Annotated in this window: 15 protein-coding genes; 12 read left to right on the top strand and 3 right to left on the bottom strand. The window is 67.4% G+C overall.

Annotated elements, in window-relative coordinates; all coding sequences use genetic code 11:
- Positions 1–60: 60 nt before the first annotated feature.
- Positions 61–867, bottom strand: coding sequence for a mycolate reductase (gene cmrA, locus CRM90_RS19765; protein WP_102808643.1), 807 nt, complete (start codon positions 865–867; stop codon positions 61–63).
- 263 nt (positions 868–1130) lie between these two features.
- Between cmrA and CRM90_RS19760 the strand changes: the two genes are divergently transcribed.
- Positions 1131–2450 carry an MFS transporter gene (locus CRM90_RS19760; protein ID WP_102808642.1) on the top strand — a complete coding sequence of 440 codons (1320 nt, stop codon included), beginning with the start codon at positions 1131–1133 and terminating at the stop codon, positions 2448–2450.
- On the opposite strand, the gene CRM90_RS19755 is transcribed toward CRM90_RS19760, so the two are convergent.
- Positions 2447–3208, bottom strand: coding sequence for an MmpS family transport accessory protein (locus tag CRM90_RS19755; RefSeq protein WP_102808641.1), 762 nt, complete (start codon positions 3206–3208; stop codon positions 2447–2449). The genes CRM90_RS19760 and CRM90_RS19755 overlap by 4 nt on opposite strands.
- Before the next feature lie 136 nt (positions 3209–3344).
- On the opposite strand from CRM90_RS19755, the gene CRM90_RS19750 reads away from it, so the two are divergent.
- The 3 genes from CRM90_RS19750 (at position 3345) to CRM90_RS30735 (ending at position 5697) form a co-directional block, all read left to right on the top strand.
- On the top strand, positions 3345–5228 hold the full coding sequence (locus CRM90_RS19750) for an alpha/beta hydrolase family protein (protein ID WP_102808640.1): 1884 nt from the start codon (positions 3345–3347) through the stop codon (positions 5226–5228).
- Between the two features lie 63 nt (positions 5229–5291).
- Positions 5292–5501: a hypothetical protein gene (locus CRM90_RS31020; RefSeq protein WP_102808639.1), complete on the top strand. Its 210-nt coding sequence runs from the start codon at positions 5292–5294 to the stop codon at positions 5499–5501.
- Between the two features lie 40 nt (positions 5502–5541).
- Positions 5542–5697, top strand: a complete 156-nt coding sequence (locus tag CRM90_RS30735) for a DUF6131 family protein (protein WP_165760857.1) — start codon at positions 5542–5544, stop codon at positions 5695–5697.
- On the opposite strand, the gene CRM90_RS19740 is transcribed toward CRM90_RS30735, so the two are convergent.
- A complete protein-coding gene (locus CRM90_RS19740; RefSeq protein ID WP_102808638.1) occupies positions 5694–6317 on the bottom strand; it encodes an SACE_7040 family transcriptional regulator in 624 nt (207 codons plus the stop codon). The two genes, CRM90_RS30735 and CRM90_RS19740, sit on opposite strands and share 4 nt — an antisense overlap.
- 97 nt (positions 6318–6414) lie before the next feature.
- On the opposite strand from CRM90_RS19740, the gene CRM90_RS19735 reads away from it, so the two are divergent.
- From CRM90_RS19735 to CRM90_RS19700, 8 genes are read left to right on the top strand one after another with little or no spacing between them, the layout of a single operon-like run.
- Positions 6415–7959, top strand: a complete 1545-nt coding sequence (locus CRM90_RS19735) for a carboxyl transferase domain-containing protein (protein ID WP_102808637.1) — start codon at positions 6415–6417, stop codon at positions 7957–7959.
- 2 nt (positions 7960–7961) lie between these two features.
- Positions 7962–9935: an acetyl/propionyl/methylcrotonyl-CoA carboxylase subunit alpha gene (locus CRM90_RS19730; RefSeq protein WP_102808636.1), complete on the top strand. Its 1974-nt coding sequence runs from the start codon at positions 7962–7964 to the stop codon at positions 9933–9935.
- Positions 9932–11092 carry an acyl-CoA dehydrogenase family protein gene (locus CRM90_RS19725; protein ID WP_102808635.1) on the top strand — a complete coding sequence of 387 codons (1161 nt, stop codon included), beginning with the start codon at positions 9932–9934 and terminating at the stop codon, positions 11090–11092. Before CRM90_RS19730 ends, CRM90_RS19725 begins: the two co-directional genes overlap by 4 nt.
- Positions 11092–11580, top strand: a complete 489-nt coding sequence (locus CRM90_RS19720) for a MaoC family dehydratase (RefSeq protein ID WP_102808634.1) — start codon at positions 11092–11094, stop codon at positions 11578–11580. Before CRM90_RS19725 ends, CRM90_RS19720 begins: the two co-directional genes overlap by 1 nt.
- Positions 11580–12398 (top strand): HpcH/HpaI aldolase/citrate lyase family protein, encoded by an 819-nt coding sequence (locus tag CRM90_RS19715; protein ID WP_102808633.1) that lies wholly within the window; start codon positions 11580–11582, stop codon positions 12396–12398. Before CRM90_RS19720 ends, CRM90_RS19715 begins: the two co-directional genes overlap by 1 nt.
- A 59-nt stretch (positions 12399–12457) precedes the next feature.
- Positions 12458–13519: a pyruvate dehydrogenase (acetyl-transferring) E1 component subunit alpha gene (gene pdhA / locus CRM90_RS19710; RefSeq protein ID WP_102808632.1), complete on the top strand. Its 1062-nt coding sequence runs from the start codon at positions 12458–12460 to the stop codon at positions 13517–13519.
- On the top strand, positions 13516–14568 hold the full coding sequence (locus CRM90_RS19705; protein ID WP_102808631.1) for an alpha-ketoacid dehydrogenase subunit beta: 1053 nt from the start codon (positions 13516–13518) through the stop codon (positions 14566–14568). Before pdhA ends, CRM90_RS19705 begins: the two co-directional genes overlap by 4 nt.
- Complete coding sequence (locus tag CRM90_RS19700; RefSeq protein WP_102808630.1) at positions 14565–15659, top strand: dihydrolipoamide acetyltransferase family protein; 1095 nt, start codon at positions 14565–14567, stop codon at positions 15657–15659. The genes CRM90_RS19705 and CRM90_RS19700 overlap by 4 nt, the downstream gene beginning before the upstream one ends.
- Positions 15660–15756 lie beyond the last annotated feature (97 nt).

Here is a 15756-nt window from a genome sequence, read left to right as displayed (position 1 = left end):
GACGAAATGCGGCCATCTACTCGCACTTCTGCTGCCAAGTGTCGGTTTGGGCGAGAGGGATCAGTCGCCGCCCAGCTTCTTGTAGACCGCGCCGACGATCGGCGTGACGATCGAGCGCGGCGCGTACCCCGACGCCACCGACATCGCCTTGGACGTCAGCCCGGGCACCACCCGCATCTTGTTGTGCTCCAAGCCATCCAGCGAGATCCGTGCCGTGTACTCGGTGTTGATCCACAGGAAGTCGGGGATCAATCGCTCGACCAGTGACTGCTCCGCCTCGTCGGGCAGCTCGGTGCGCACCGGCCCCGGCGCCAGCACGGTCACGTGCACTCCGGCACCCTTCAGTTCGCCGCGCAGCGACTCACTGAACGTGTTCGCGAACGCCTTGGTCGCGGCGTAGGTGGCGTTGTTCGGGATCGGCGAGTTACCGGCGGCCGAGCCCGAGATCAGGATGCCGCCGGCCTTGCGGGCGACCATCCGCGGCAGCACCGCGAGCACCAGATCGTGCACACCGAGAACGTTGAGCTGGACCTGCGCCCGCTCGGCCGCCGGATCGAGTTTCGCAACGGGTCCGAACGTCGCGGTGCCCGCGTTGGCGCACAGGATCGAGATCTCACGGCCGGCCAGCTCGTCGGCGAACGCGGTCCGCGCGTCGGGATCCGCGAGATCGACCGCGCGCACCTCGACGTTGACGCGGTAGCGCTCGGTGAGTTTCGCGGCCAACTCGGCCAGCACCTCGCCGCGGCGCGCGGTGATGATCAGGTGGTGGCCGCGGGCGGCGAGTTCGGTGGCCAGTGCCTCACCGATGCCTTGCGAGGCACCGGTGACGACGGCTCTGCTGTCCGGGGAAGGTGCGGGTACTGGCATGCGGCAATCGTAGGGGGCTTGGTTCCGGCGGGCAGGAGCGCCAGCGACTCGGGGAATGGGTTCCGGCGGGCAGGAGCGCCAGCGACTCGGGGAATGGGTTCCGGCGGGCAGGAGCGCCAGCGACTCGGGGAATGGGTTCCGGCGGGCAGGAGCGCCAGCGACTCGGGGAATGGGTTCCGGCGGGCAGGAGCGCCAGCGACTCGGGGAATGGGTTCCGGCGGGCAGGAGCGCCAGCGACTCGGGGAATGGATAGGGTGGCCCGCATGACCAGGCCCCCGTCGGTTGCCCAGACCGCCGGGCGGTCAAAAGTTGTGGCGTGGGCGCTGTGGGACTGCGGTTCCACCGGCATGAACGCCATCGTCGCGACGTTCGTTTTCGCCGTGTACCTGACCAGCACGGTCGGCCAGGGCTTGCCGGGCGACACCTCGCCGGCGAGCTGGCTGGGCCGGGCCCTGGCACTCGCCGGCCTCACCGTCGCGGTTCTCGCGCCGCTCACCGGCGTGCTGGTTCAGGCGCCGCAGCGGCGTCGCGCCGCCCTGATGCTGTTGACCGGGTTGGCGGTGCTCTCGACGACGGCGATGAGCCTCATCCACGCGGAGCCGGCCTACTTCGCGATGGGTCTGGTGCTGCTGGCCTTCACCGCCGCATGCGGCGACCTGGCCAGCGTGCCGTACAACGCGATGCTGCGGCAGCTCACCACCCCGCAGACGTCCGGGCGCATCTCAGGAATCGGAGCGGCCGCCGGATACTTCGGCAGCGTCCTGCTGCTAATGATCATCTACGTCGCGTTCATCGCAGGCTCTGGACCGGACCGAGGCCTGCTCGGAATCCCGGTCGCCGACGGCCAGAACGTGCGCGCGGCGATGCTGATGGCCGCCGCCTGGTTCGTCGTGCTGGCGCTGCCCCTGCTGATCACCGCCCACACCCTCGTCCCGGCTCCTGACCTGGAGCCGATGCCGCCCGGTCAGGCCGGCGGCTACCGCGGGCTGTGGAACGATCTACGCTCCGAGTGGCGGCGTGATCGCAACCTGGTCTACTACCTGGTCGTCAGCGCGATCTTCCGCGACGGCATCGCCGGCGTCTTCGCGTTCGGCGCGGTGCTCGGCGTCAGCGTCTACGGCATCTCGCCGTCCAACGTGCTGATCTTCGGGGTGATCGCCAGCACCATGGCCGCGCTCGGCGCGGTGCTCGCCGGACCGGTCGATGACCGGATCGGCGGCAAACCGGTGATCGTCGCCTCGCTGACGTTGATGATCGTCGTCGGGCTCACGCTGTTGTCGCTGTCGGGGCCTGTGGTGTTCTGGATCTGCGGGCTGTTGTTGGCGCTGTGCGTCGGACCGGTCACCACGTCCGCGCGCACCGTGCTGCTGCGGATGGTCAGCGACGGCAAGGAAGCCGTCGCGTTCGGGCTCTACACCACCACCGGACGGGCGGCGTCGTTCCTCGCGCCGTGGCTGTTCTTCGTCTTCGTCGACGCCTTCCACGCCGACCGCGCCGGGCTCGGCGGCCTGTGCGTGGTACTGGCGGTCGGTCTGCTGGGCATGCTGCTGGTGAAGGTGCCCAACAACCACCGGGCGGGTTAGCCCGCTCCGGTGCAGATCGTCAGGCCGCGGCCGGTGCGTTCGCGGACCTGTGAGCCGTTCACCGACACGCTGCAGGTCACGTCACGCCCGACATTGACCACCGCGACGCTGGCCGAGGTCCGCGCCGGCGACGACAGGCTGACTTCCTTGCTCCACGGCAGCAGCACGTTGAACTCGGTCTGCATGATGCCGCCGGTGTCGACATAGGTGATGTTGATCGCGCGGCCGTCGCCGGAGACGGTGTAGACGACGGTGTCGGTGCCCGTCGGGCTGGTGGAGTCGGTGGGTGGCGGCGCTGCGGTGCTCGGTGCGCCGCTGGTCGTCGGCAGCGTGGGCCGCGTCGTCGACGGCACCAGGGTGGTGGCCCGCGGCGCGGTCGTGGTCTCCGACAGCGATGGCAGCGGCGCCACCACAGTGGACTCCCTGGCCGAGCTGGTCACGATCACCAGGGCGATCACCAGTCCCACCACCAGCAGCACCGCGACCGCGGCGGCGATCCACAACCACTTCGGCGACTTGGGTGGGCCCGGTGGCGGTGTGGGTGGCTCGCTGGGCGGATAGCCGCCGCCTTGATGCCAGTAGGACGGCAGCTGTTCGGTGGGCTGCATCGTCGGCGGCACGCCGCCCTGACCGTAACCGGGGCTGCCGTAGCCGGGTCCGTAATACTGACCGGAGTAGGCGGGATCGGTGCTCGGCGGATAACCATTGCCGGCCGACTGCGTCGGGTCAGACCACTCTGGTCGACGCGGATCGTTCATTCCCACCTCATGCTTGCAGGCTACCTGCGAGTGGCAGCGCGGGGTTGAAGGCCTGTTGCTCAGCACCGTGTTTACCACCGGTGGGCGACGTGGAACGTAGTACTCCGGTAAGAGGAAGCAAAGAAAGTGAGGTGGCGTGGAACCCGACGTGCGCGCGACGTATGGCGCATCCCTGTCGCCGGACGCGACGGCATTCGCCCATATCGTCGACGACGGCGGATATCCGCGCGCCGTCCAGCGTTTCCTGCGGGGCTGGCGGGCGAGTTCGTCCCGTGACGTGGAATTGCCGGTGGAGGGGCCGGTGACCAAGGTCATCCATTCGGCCGACGGGCACTGGTTGGCGTGCCAGGTCGCCCCCGAGGGCAGCACCCGGAGCCAGATCTGGGTGGTCACCACCGACCCCGACGACCGGATGGCCCGCCGGATCGACGGCATGGGCTTCGACGGCATGGCCGGTACAGCCGAGCTGATCGCGTGGGACGGCACCCGGGTGTGCGCGATTCTCACCGGTGAGGACGGGGTCGGCCAGTCCAGCCTGATCGACCCGGCCGACGGCGCCGTGACGGTGCTGGATCGGCGTTCCGGTGGCCGGCTGGTCGACGCCTGGGCGGGGTCAGCGTTGATCCGGGTCGGTCCGCGCGGCTATCGCGAGCTGATCATGCTGACCGGTCCGACCGAAATCGCCTTGCTGCCTTCAGATCCCGGCTCGTCGACGGATCTGGGCGTGATCTTGGACGATCATCATCCGCGGCGGCTGCGCTCCGGCCCGGACGGTGAGCACACCACGCTGTACCACCCGGCCTACACCTACGGGCCCGATTTCGTCGACGGTTACGTGCGCGCCCTGATCCGTAGCGACAACGGCTCGGACAACAGCCGTCTGCTCGAGGTCACGGTCACCCCCGACGGCGTGGCCTATCACGTGGTCGCCGAGCGCCCGGGCCACGACCTCGACGAGTTTGTGGTCAGCGATGACCTGTCGACTGTCGCGCTGTTGTGGAACATCAACGGCTGCAGTGAATTACAGATCCTCGAGTATGTCGACTACACGGTATCCGAGCCGATCCCGCTGCCGAATCTGGTGGCGAGCGAACTGTCCATCAGTGCGGGCGGATCGATGGTCGCGATGACGATCCAGGGTGCCGATCTTCCGCGCACCGTCGAACTGGTCGATCCGCGGTCGCGGGAATGGGAGCGCATCGATCGCAAGCCCAGCATCGGTCCGGTGTCGGACCGGCCGAGGCTGCACTTCGTGACCGCGCGAGACGGGCGTTCCCTGACGGGCTGGTTGTATTGCCCGCCGCCCGGCGTCGAGCAGACCGGCATGATGATCTACCTGCACGGCGGGCCGGAAGGTCAGGCCCGCCCCTCGCACAGCGAGATCTTCCCGGGATTGCTCGATGAAGGGATCGCCGTCTTCACGCCCAACGTCCGGGGTTCGGGTGGGCAGGGCCGGGAGTTCGTGCACGCCGACGACAAGGACAAGCGGTTCGCCGCGATCGACGACGTGGCCGACTGCGCGCGCTACCTTGCGGAGCGTGGTCTGGCCGATCCCACGCGAATCGCCTGCGCGGGTTGGTCTTACGGTGGCTACCTCACGATGGCGGCGCTGGCGTTCCATCCCGATCTTTTCGTCGCGGGCGTCAGCATTTGCGGGATGAGCGATTTGGGGACGTTCTATCGCACCACCGAGCCCTGGATCGCGGCGGCGTCCTATGCCGAATACGGCCACCCCATCGCCGATCGGGACCTCCTCGACGAGCTCTCTCCACTGCAGCGGGTGGACAAGTTGACCGCGCCGTTGCTGGTGGTGCACGGCGGCACCGACACCAACGTTCCGGTCAGTGAATCAGAGCAAATGGTCGAGGCGTTGCGTGCCCGCGGGCGCACCGTGCGCTATCTGCTCTTTGCCGACGACGGCCACGAGATCGTCAAACGCGAGAATCACGCCGCGCTGGCCCGAGCGGTCGCGGATTGGCTGGCCATGGCGTTTGAGCGCAGCGAAATCCGGAAGGTTTAGGAAACTTTCGGGCGGGTAAACCCTTGTCCGCCAAGTCCTGCGGACCATCAAGGAGGCCAACCAATGCGAGGCCGCGGAATCATAGGCGTGATCGTAATCGTGTGGCTGCTGATCGGAGTTTTCGCTACCTGGCAGCGCGGTTACTTCTCGAATAGTGAAGCCAATTGCGCTACTGCGGGGTCCATCGCTCTGACGGTGGTTGCGGGACCGCTCAATTACGGCGGAGTCAATCCCAAGGTTGCCAGCTGCGACCTGCCGCAACCCAGTCAGTAGTGGCGAAAACAGTTCAGCACGTGAGCATCTGGAGGAATAAATGATCATTCTGGGAGCAATTCTGCTCATCTTGGGGTTCGTCCTGAAGATCCAGATCCTGTGGACCATCGGGATCATTCTGCTGGTGATCGGCGCGGTCCTGTGGCTGCTCGGCGCAGTCGGCCGCCCGGTCGGCGGCAGACGTTCGTGGTATTAGCCCGAGCTGCGGGCGTGACGGTCGGCGGACGCTAGCGCCGCCACCGTCATCGCCCGGAGTACATCGCGTGAACGCCCCTGGTCGGCTCCCCGTGCCGCCAGGGGCTTCATGCTGTGTGGGGTCGAGTTCAGCAGACCGAACACCGCGTGGGCCATCAACCGGGCGTCCGCCTCCGCGGTGTCGGGGTGTACTTGGCGTAGCACCTCGACCCAGACCTCGACGTAGCTGCGCTGCGCCCGGCGCACCTGCCGCTGGGCGGAGGCCGGCAGGTGGGCGAGATCGCGATCCTGGATGCGGATCAGGTCTGATTCACCAAGTGCGAAGTCGAGGTGGAATTCGATGAGACCGGCGAGCGCGGCCTCCGGCTCGGCCGCCTCGGCGACGACGGCCCGTGCGCCGGCCAGAAGCCGCGTGCTGATGCCGACCAGGAGTTCGACCAGCAGGGCTTCCTTGTTGGGGAAGTGCCGGTACACGGCCGGCCCGCTTACTCCCGCCGCGGCGCCGATGTCCTCGATCCGAACGGTCTGAAAGCCCTTGTCCGCCATCAACCGCTCCGCGGCCGTCAACAGGGCAGACCGACGATCCGATTTCTGCCTGCTTCGACGGGTCGACGTGTCGATGGGACCCTCCTGGAATGACTCTGGACGTTTCGGTTAATCTTCACTAACGTTACATCAGTTAGTCGTCATTAACTCAATTCGGGACGGGACATCGACGATGGCATCGCCCAACCGTGAGGCGCATCTGCAGCTTGTCGAACAGTTGCGCGGAAAGCTGGCCACCGCGGCGCTCGGTGGGCCCGAACGCGCCCGCGAACGACACGTCGCCCGGGGCAAGCTGCTGCCGCGCGATCGGGTCGACGGCCTGCTGGATCCCGGCAGCGCGCTGCTCGAGGTTGCTCCGCTGGCCGCCGACGGCATGTACGACGACGACTGCCCCGCGGCCGGGATCATCACCGGCATCGGCCGGGTGTCCGGGCGGGAGTGCATGGTCGTCGCCAACGACGCGACGGTCAAAGGCGGCACCTACTACCCGGTGACGGTCAAAAAGCACCTGCGCGCTCAGGAGATCGCGCTGCAGAACCGCCTGCCGTGCATCTACCTCGTGGATTCCGGTGGCGCGTTCCTGCCCCGCCAGGATGAGGTGTTCCCCGACCGCGACCACTTCGGCCGGATCTTCTTCAACCAGGCCACCATGAGCGCGGCCGGCATCCCGCAGATCGCCGCCGTGCTCGGCAGCTGTACCGCCGGCGGCGCCTACGTTCCCGCGATGAGTGACGAGGCGGTGATCGTCCGCAACCAGGGCACCATCTTCCTGGGCGGCCCCCCGCTGGTGAAGGCGGCCACCGGCGAGGTGGTGACCGCTGAAGAACTCGGCGGCGGCGACCTGCACTCCAAGACCTCCGGCGTGACCGACCACCTCGCTCATGATGACCGGGACGCCCTGCGCATCGTGCGTCGCATCGTCGCCACCCTGGGTCCGCGTGAGCCGCGGCCATGGGATGTGCGTCCCCCCGTCGAGCCGATCGCCGACCAGCACGAGCTCTATGACGTCGTCCCGGTCGACGCACGGGTGCCCTACGACGTGCACGAGGTCATCACCCGCATCGTTGACGGCGGCGAATTCAGCGAATTCAAGGCCGAGTACGGCACCACGTTGGTCACCGGATTCGCACACATCCACGGTCATCCGGTCGGCATCGTCGCCAACAATGGTGTGCTGTTCGGTGAATCCGCCCTCAAGGGAGCCCATTTCATCGAACTGTGCGACAAGCGGATGGTGCCGCTGCTGTTCCTGCAGAACATCACCGGTTTCATGGTCGGGCGCGATTACGAGGCCGGCGGCATCGCCAAGCACGGCGCGAAGATGGTGACGGCGGTGGCCTGCGCCCGGGTGCCGAAACTGACCGTCGTGATCGGCGGCTCCTACGGCGCGGGCAATTACTCGATGTGCGGGCGGGCCTACTCGCCGCGGTTCCTCTGGATGTGGCCGAATGCCCGGATTTCGGTGATGGGCGGCGAACAGGCCGCCTCGGTGCTGGCCACGGTGCGCGGTGACATGACGCCGGAGGAATCCGAGGCCTTCAAGGCGCCGATCCGCGAACAGTACGAACATCAGGGCAACCCGTATTACTCGACCGCACGGCTGTGGGACGACGGCGTCATCGATCCTGCCGACACCAGAACTGTTCTGGGACTGGCACTCTCGGTGACCGCCAACGCTCCCGTCGAGGCCGTCTCCTACGGCGTCTTCAGGATGTGACGATGTTCAACACTGTGCTGGTCGCCAACCGCGGCGAGATCGCCGTGCGGGTCATCCGCACCTGCAAGGCGATGGGCATCCGGTCGGTGGCTGTCTACAGCGACGCCGACGCCGGGGCCCGTCACGTCACCGAGGCCGACACCGCCGTCCGCATCGGGCCGCCACCGGCCCGGCAGAGCTACCTCGACATCCAGGCCGTCGTCGACGCGGCGCTGCGTACCGGTGCCCAGGCCGTCCATCCTGGATACGGCTTCCTTTCGGAGAACTCAGAATTCGCAGCGGCGCTGGAACGGGCCGGGCTTGCGTTCATCGGACCGCCGTCGACCGCGATCCGCACCATGGGCGACAAGATCGCCGCTAAGGCGACGGTGTCGAAGTTCGGGGTCCCGGTGGTGCCGGGTATCGCCCGGCCCGGCCTGACCGACGCCGAACTCGTCGACGCCGCCGGCGACATCGGATTCCCGATCCTGGTGAAGCCATCCGCAGGCGGGGGCGGCAAAGGCATGCGACGCGTCGACGACGCGGCCGACCTGCCGGCGGCGCTGGCCGCCGCGCGGCGGGAATCCGCGGCGGCCTTCGGCGACGACACGCTGTTCTTGGAGCGGTTCGTGTTGCGGCCCCGGCACATCGAAGTCCAGGTTCTCGCCGACAGTTTCGGCAACGTCGTGCACTTCGGTGAGCGCGAGTGCAGCCTGCAGCGCCGCCATCAGAAGGTCATCGAGGAGGCGCCGTCGCCGCTGCTGGACCCGCCGACCCGCGCGCGCATCGGCGCGGCGGCCTGCGATACCGCCCGCAGCGTGGACTATGTCGGGGCGGGCACCGTCGAGTTCATCGTCTCCGCCGACAAGCCCGACGAGTTCTTCTTCATGGAGATGAACACCCGCCTCCAGGTGGAGCATCCGGTCACCGAATTGGTCACCGGGTACGACCTCGTCGAGTGGCAGGTGCGCGTCGCCGCGGGGGAGAAGCTGCCCTTCACGTCCGACGACATCACGTTGACCGGGCACGCCATCGAAGCGCGCGTGTATGCCGAGGATCCCGGTGCCGGCTTCCTGCCGACCGGAGGGCCGGTACTGGGATTGGTCGAACCGGACGGTGTCCGGGTGGATTCGGGTTTGGCGCAAGGGATGACGATCGGCAGTGACTACGACCCGATGCTCTCGAAGGTCATCGCCCACGGCGCCGACCGCGCGGCCGCGTTGCGCACCTTGGATCGGGCGCTGTCGCAGACCGCGGTACTCGGCGTGGGAACCAACATCGAGTTCCTGCGTTTCCTGCTGGCCGATGGCGATGTGGCCGCGGGCCGGCTCGACACCGGCCTGATCGACCGGACCCCGTTCGTTCCCGCCTCGGCCGGCGATGACGCGTTCGTCGCCGCGGCGGCCTACCGCTGGCTGACGCGCTGGCCGTCGGCTCCGGCGGACCCCTGGGATGTGCCGTCGGGCTGGCGGGTCGGTGCGCCGGCGCCCACCAGCATTCGACTGCGATCTGGCGACCGCACCGACCACGTCCACATCACCGGAATTCCCGCCGGGGCTGTCGCCCGCATTGAGGATGGTGAAAGTCGTTCACTGTCAGCAGAATTGGACTGTGACGAGCTAACCGTCACAGTCGACGGCATCCGCAGCCGGTACACCGTGGCTGTCGACGGCGACCAGATCTGGCTGGCCGGTGGTGGTCGTTCGCTGATGCTGGAGGAAGTGCGGGAGGCGCCGGTACGCCCGGACGATGAGCACAGCGGCGACGCTGAGCTCGTCAGCCCGATGCCCGGTTCGGTGGTGGCGGTGGGTGTTTCGAATGGTGACGAGGTCACCGCGGGCACGGTGGTGGTGGCCGTCGAGGCGATGAAGATGGAGCATTCGCTGACGGCGCCGGTCGACGGGGTGGTCGAACTCCATGTCGCCGTCGGCGATCAGGTCAAAGTGGGGCAGCTGCTGGCCAAGGTCACAGCCAGAGAAGAGAAAGCACAATCATGACTGACTTCCTGTCCACGGGAACACTTCCCGACGAGTACGCGCAGCTCGCCAAAACGGTGCGCGACTTCGCCCAGACCGTGGTGGCCCCAGTGGCGGCCGAACACGATGCCCAGCACACGTTCCCGTACGAAGTGGTGGCGGGGATGGCCGAGATGGGTCTGTTCGGCCTGCCGTTCCCCGAGGAGTACGGCGGCATGGGCGGTGACTACTTCGCTCTCTGCCTGGCACTGGAAGAGCTCGGCAAGGTTGACCAGAGCGTCGCGATCACACTGGAGGCCGGAGTTTCGCTGGGCGCGATGCCGGTCTACCGGTTCGGCAACGAGGCGCAGAAGCGGGAGTGGCTTCCGCAGCTGACCAGCGGTCAGGCCCTTGGGGCGTTCGGGCTGACTGAGGCCGGCGGTGGTACCGACGCCGGCGCCACCAAGACCACCGCGAAGTTGGACGACGGGCACTGGGTGATCAATGGCACCAAGCAGTTCATCACCAACTCCGGCACCGACATCACCCGGCTGGTGACCGTCACCGCGGTCACCGGCGGCTCCGGCGACAACCGCGAGATCTCCTCGATCCTGGTGCCGGTGCCCACTCCCGGTTTCACCGCCGAGCCGGCCTACGACAAGGTCGGCTGGAATGCCTCCGACACTCATCCGCTGACCTTCGACGACGTTCGGGTGCCGGAGGAGAACCTGCTCGGTGAACGCGGCCGCGGTTACGCCAACTTCCTGCGGATCCTCGACGAAGGCCGGATCGCGATCGCCGCGTTGTCGGTGGGCGCGGCGCAGGGCTGTGTTGACGAGAGCGTGAAGTACGCCGGCGAGCGGGCTGCCTTCGGCCAGCCGATCGGGAAGTTCCAGGCGATCGAACACAAGATCGCCCGGATGGAGGCCCGCGCGCACGCGGCCCGCGCCGCCTACTACGACGCGGCGGCGCTGATGCTCGCCGGTAAGCCGTTCAAGAAGGAGGCGGCGATCGCCAAACTCGTCGCCAGCGAGGCGGCCATGGACAACGCCCGCGACGCGACCCAGATCCACGGCGGCTACGGTTTCATGAACGAATACCCGGTCGCCCGGCATTACCGGGACAGCAAGATCCTCGAGATCGGGGAAGGGACAACCGAAGTGCAGCTGATGGTCATCGCCCGGCAGATGGGACTGTAGTGAGCGAGTCGCCCGAGGAGAAGGTCGTCGTTCAGCGCGGCCTGTGGTACGAGGAGTTCGAACTCGGGGTGCGCTACGTGCACGCCCCCGGGCGCACCATCACCGAGGCCGACAACGTCCTGTTCACCACGCTGACGATGAACACCCAGGCGCTACACCTGGATGCGGCGTTCTCCGACGCTCTGCCACCGTTCAACCAGCGGCTGGTGAACTCGATGTTCACGCTGTCCACGCTGGTCGGCTTGTCGGTCACGCAGCTGACGCAGGGCACCATCGTCGGCAACCTCGGTTTCTCCGACATCGCTTTCCCCAAGCCGCTTTTCCACGGCGACACGATGTACGCCGAGACCGTCGTCACCGACAAACGCGAATCCAAGAGCCGTCCCGGAGAGGGCATCGTCACGTTCGCGCACACCGCGCGCAACCAGCACGGTGACATCGTCGCCACAGCCAGTCGCAAGACCATGGTCCGAAAGAAGCCCGCCTGATGGCACTGGACAATCCAGGGCCGGCCTGGCTGTTCTGCCCCGCGGATCGTCCCGAGAGGTTCGAAAAGGCAGCCGCCACAGCCGATGTCGTGATCCTCGACCTCGAAGACGGGGTTGCGGCCAAGGACCGCGAGGCCGCGCGTGAGGCCCTGGTGTCCGCCCAGCTCGACCCCGGCCGCACCGTGGTCCGGGTCAATCCGGTGACCACTCCCGATCATCCGCGGGATCTCGAGGCGCTGGCCCGCACGCCGTACACCACGGTGATGCTGGCCAAGACCGAGTCCGCCGAGCAGGTCGCCGCACTGGCTCCGCTGGACGTCGTGGTGCTGATCGAAACCCCGCTGGGTGCGCTCAACGTCGTCGAGTCCAGCCGACCGGACAACGCGTTCGCCGTCATGTGGGGTGCCGAGGATCTGTTCGCCGTCCTCGGTGGCACCGCCAACCGCTATCCGGACGGCTCATACCGCGAAGTCGCACGGCACGTGCGGTCGCAGAGCTTGCTGGCGGCCAAGGCATATGGCCGCCTCGCGCTCGATTCGGTGTACCTCGACATCAAGGACCTCGACGGCCTCGCGGCCGAGGTGGACGACGCTGTGGCTGTCGGTTTCGACGCGAAAGTGGCCATCCATCCTAGCCAGATCGCGGTGATCAGGAAGGGCTACCTTCCTGGCGCTGAGCAGGTAGCTTGGGCGCGACACGTGCTCGAGGCGGCCCGCGATGAACGCGGTGTCTTCCAATTCGAGGGCATAATGGTGGATGCCCCGGTGCTTCGGCGAGCAGAGCGCATAGTCCAGCTGGCGCCCGACCCCGGCCGCTAGCTGGAGCCTGCTACAACAGGTTTGCTCCGACCGCCTCCGCACCGGTAGAGGAGGCGGTTATGGATCAACCGGTTCAACTCATCGGGCCCGACGGAACAGCGACGGCCGAAAGCCGATATCGCCGTGATCTGGCGCCGGAGACCCTAGCGTGGCTCTACGAGAATCTGGTTGTCGCGCGCGATCTCGACGTCGAGTTCGTCAATCTGCAGCGTCAGGGCGAATTGGCCCTGTACGCCTCGTGCCGGGGCCAGGAGGCCGCACAGATCGGCGCGGCAGCCGCACTGCGGAAAACCGACTGGCTCTTCCCGCAGTTCCGCGAACTCGGTGTCTTCCTGGTTCGCGGGATCCCGCCCGCGAATGTCGCCGCCCTCTGGCGCGGCGCCTGGCACGGCGGGCTGGATTTCACCGGCAAGTGCTGCGCACCTGTCGCCATTCCCATCGCCACCCACACCGTGCACGCCGTCGGCGCGGCGATGGCTGCCCAACGGCTGGACGAGGATTCGGTGACGGTGGCGTTCCTCGGCGACGGCGCCACCAGTGAAGGTGACACCCACGAGGCGATGAACCTGGCTGCCGTCGAAAAAGCGCCGTGCGTCTTCTACATCCAGAACAACCAGTGGGCCATCTCGGTTCCGGCGAGCCGCCAATACGCCGTGTCCACCCTCGCGCAGCGCGCGGCCGGCTACGGAATGCCCGGAATCCGGGTGGACGGCAACGACATCCTGGCCTGCTTCGCGGTGATGAGTGAAGCCGCCGAACGGGCGCGGGCCGGGGACGGCCCCACGCTGATCGAAGCGGTCACCTACCGGATGGAACCCCACACCACCTCCGACGACGCCACCCGATACCGCAGCGCCGAGGAGATCGCCTACTGGTCGGCCCGGGACCCGATCGCCAGATACCGCGCCTATCTTCAACACCGCGGGATCCTCACCGAGCGGATCGAGCAGCGGGTGCACGCGCGGTCGACGCGGCTGCGGACCGAACTCCGAGACGCGGTGGTCGGCTCCCCGGATCCGGACGTGGACGAACTCTTCGATCACGTGTACGCCGAGATCACCCCCGAATTATCCGCGCAGCGAGAACAATTGCGCGCCGAGTTGGCGGGAGGCACGCGATGACCCAGATCATCGAGCGACCGCCGATGCGCGGTGATGACACACCGGAACCTGACGGCCCGATCCTGACCGAACTGCCCACCGTCAGCACCCTGACCATGGTGCAGGCGATCAACCGCGCCCTGCACGACGCGATGGCAGGTGATGACCGGGTACTGGTGTTCGGTGAAGATGTAGCCGACCTGGGTGGGGTCTTCCGAATCACCGAGGGCCTGGCGGAAACCTTCGGAACCCAAAGATGTTTCGACACACCCCTGGCCGAGTCGGCGATCATCGGTGCCGCTGTCGGCCTGGCGATCCGCGGATTCGTACCCGTCCCGGAGATCCAGTTCGACGGGTTCTCCTACCCGGCGTTCGACCAGGTGGTCAGCCACCTCGCCAAGTACCGTAACCGGACCCGCGGCCAGGTCGACATGCCGGTCACCGTCCGGATCCCGTCGTTCGGGGGCATCGGCGCCGTCGAGCATCATTCGGAATCCACCGAATCCTATTGGGTGCACACGGCGGGCCTGAAAGTTGTTGTGCCGTCGACTCCTTCGGATGCCTACTGGCTGCTTCGGCATGCCATCGCCGCCCGCGATCCGGTGATCTATCTGGAACCCAAACGGCGGTACTGGGCCCGCGAGGCCGTCGACCTCGCTGTGCCGGGGCCGCCGATAGGCGCGGCCGTGATCCGTCGGCCCGGCGATGACGTCACCGTGCTCACCTATGGCGGATTGGTCGGCACCGCGGTGAATGCGGCCGAGATCGCCGAGTGCAGCGTCGAAGTGATCGACCTGCGCTCGCTGAGCCCCCTGGACTTCGACACGGTTGCCGCGTCGGTCCGCAAGACCGGCCGCGCGATCGTCATGCACGAGGGACCCCGCACACTGGGGTTCGGAGCCGAGCTGGCCGCCCGGATATCCGAGGAACTGTTCTACGACCTCGAGTCACCGGTGCTGCGGGCCACCGGATTCGACACGCCCTACCCGCCGGCGCGGTTGGAGAAGCTCTGGCTGCCCGGTGTGGACCGGCTGCTCGACTGCATCGAGAAAGCGATGCGACGGCCATGAGCGACTTCCTGGTGCCCGACCTGGGGGAGGGCCTCGAGGACGCGACCATCACGAGTTGGGCCGTCGCCGTCGGGGATGTCGTCGAACTCAACCAGACCCTGTGTACGGTCGAGACCAACAAAGCCGAAGTCGAGATCCCCAGCCCGTATGCCGGGCGGGTGGCCGAACTCGGTGGCGCCGAGGGGGAAACTCTGGGTGTGGGAACGCTGTTGGTGCGCATCGAGACTTCAGCGCGCGCACCGGTTCTGGTCGGTTACGGCATCGACGACGGCATGGACCGCAGTCGGCGGGCGCGTGCTGCTCCGAAAACGCGCAAGCTGGCCGCCGACCTTGCGGTGGACCTGAACGGGCTGCGGCCTGGTTCAGGGACCGACGGCGTGATCACCCGCGACGATGTGCTCGACGCGGCCGGGGCTGTGTCACACAGCATTCCGGTGCGCGGTGTGCACGCCCGGATGGCCACCCATATGTCGTTGTCCCGCAGCCGGATTCCCGACGCCCACGCCAGCGTCCAGGTGGACGGCGCCGCGCTGCTGCGGATCCGGGATCAGCTCGATGTCACGCCGTTCGTCCTGACGTTGCGGTTGCTGGTGATCGCGTTGGCGCGCCACCCCATGCTCAACGCCACCTGGGTGGAAGCCGAAGCGAGACCAGAGATCCGGATGCACCCCGACATTCGACTGGGTGTTGCGGTAGCCACCGCGCGAGGTCTGGTGGTTCCGGTCGTCGACACCCGCGGACGTTCCACCCGGCAGTTGGCCGCCGCCGTCGACGATGTGATCGAGCGGGCCAGGGCAGGCACCGTGGCGCCCACTCAGCTCAGCGGCTCGACGTTCACCGTGTCGAACTTCGGTGCGCTGGGCCTCGACGACGGTGTTCCGGTGATCAACTATCCGGAGGCCGCGATCCTCGGGATGGGCTCACTGAAGCCGCGGGCCGTGGTCGTCGACGGCTCGGTGGTGGCGCGGCCGACCATGACGCTCACGTGCGCGTTCGACCATCGAGTCGCCGATGGGGCGCAGGCGGCGGCGTTCCTGACCGATCTGCGCGGACTCATCGAATCCCCGGAGACCGCGTTGCTCGATCTCTGAGCCGTTGGCGCCCAGCGTGGGCGTTGTCGTCGACGAATCGACCTTGGGTTCAGGGGTCTAGTGCAACAGCTCCTAGCTGAGGAGTTGTTGCATGCGT

The sequence above is a fragment of the Mycobacterium sp. ENV421 genome (assembly GCF_002887815.1).
Taxonomy (GTDB): domain Bacteria; phylum Actinomycetota; class Actinomycetes; order Mycobacteriales; family Mycobacteriaceae; genus Mycobacterium.
Note: the sequence above shows the minus strand (reverse complement) of the source record. Positions and strands in the feature narration are given on the sequence as shown.

What these genes read in the sequence shown, in the direction of transcription:
- cmrA (WP_102808643.1), bottom strand. Translation starts at nt 867, where the DNA reads ATGCCAGTACCCGCACCTTCCCCGGACAGCAGAGCCGTCGTCACCGGT.
- CRM90_RS19760 (WP_102808642.1), top strand. Translation starts at nt 1,131, where the DNA reads ATGACCAGGCCCCCGTCGGTTGCCCAGACCGCCGGGCGGTCAAAAGTT.
- CRM90_RS19755 (WP_102808641.1), bottom strand. Translation starts at nt 3,208, where the DNA reads ATGAACGATCCGCGTCGACCAGAGTGGTCTGACCCGACGCAGTCGGCC.
- CRM90_RS31020 (WP_102808639.1), top strand. Translation starts at nt 5,292, where the DNA reads ATGCGAGGCCGCGGAATCATAGGCGTGATCGTAATCGTGTGGCTGCTG.
- CRM90_RS30735 (WP_165760857.1), top strand. Translation starts at nt 5,542, where the DNA reads ATGATCATTCTGGGAGCAATTCTGCTCATCTTGGGGTTCGTCCTGAAG.
- CRM90_RS19735 (WP_102808637.1), top strand. Translation starts at nt 6,415, where the DNA reads ATGGCATCGCCCAACCGTGAGGCGCATCTGCAGCTTGTCGAACAGTTG.
- CRM90_RS19730 (WP_102808636.1), top strand. Translation starts at nt 7,962, where the DNA reads ATGTTCAACACTGTGCTGGTCGCCAACCGCGGCGAGATCGCCGTGCGG.
- CRM90_RS19725 (WP_102808635.1), top strand. Translation starts at nt 9,932, where the DNA reads ATGACTGACTTCCTGTCCACGGGAACACTTCCCGACGAGTACGCGCAG.
- CRM90_RS19715 (WP_102808633.1), top strand. Translation starts at nt 11,580, where the DNA reads ATGGCACTGGACAATCCAGGGCCGGCCTGGCTGTTCTGCCCCGCGGAT.
- pdhA (WP_102808632.1), top strand. Translation starts at nt 12,458, where the DNA reads ATGGATCAACCGGTTCAACTCATCGGGCCCGACGGAACAGCGACGGCC.
- CRM90_RS19705 (WP_102808631.1), top strand. Translation starts at nt 13,516, where the DNA reads ATGACCCAGATCATCGAGCGACCGCCGATGCGCGGTGATGACACACCG.
- CRM90_RS19700 (WP_102808630.1), top strand. Translation starts at nt 14,565, where the DNA reads ATGAGCGACTTCCTGGTGCCCGACCTGGGGGAGGGCCTCGAGGACGCG.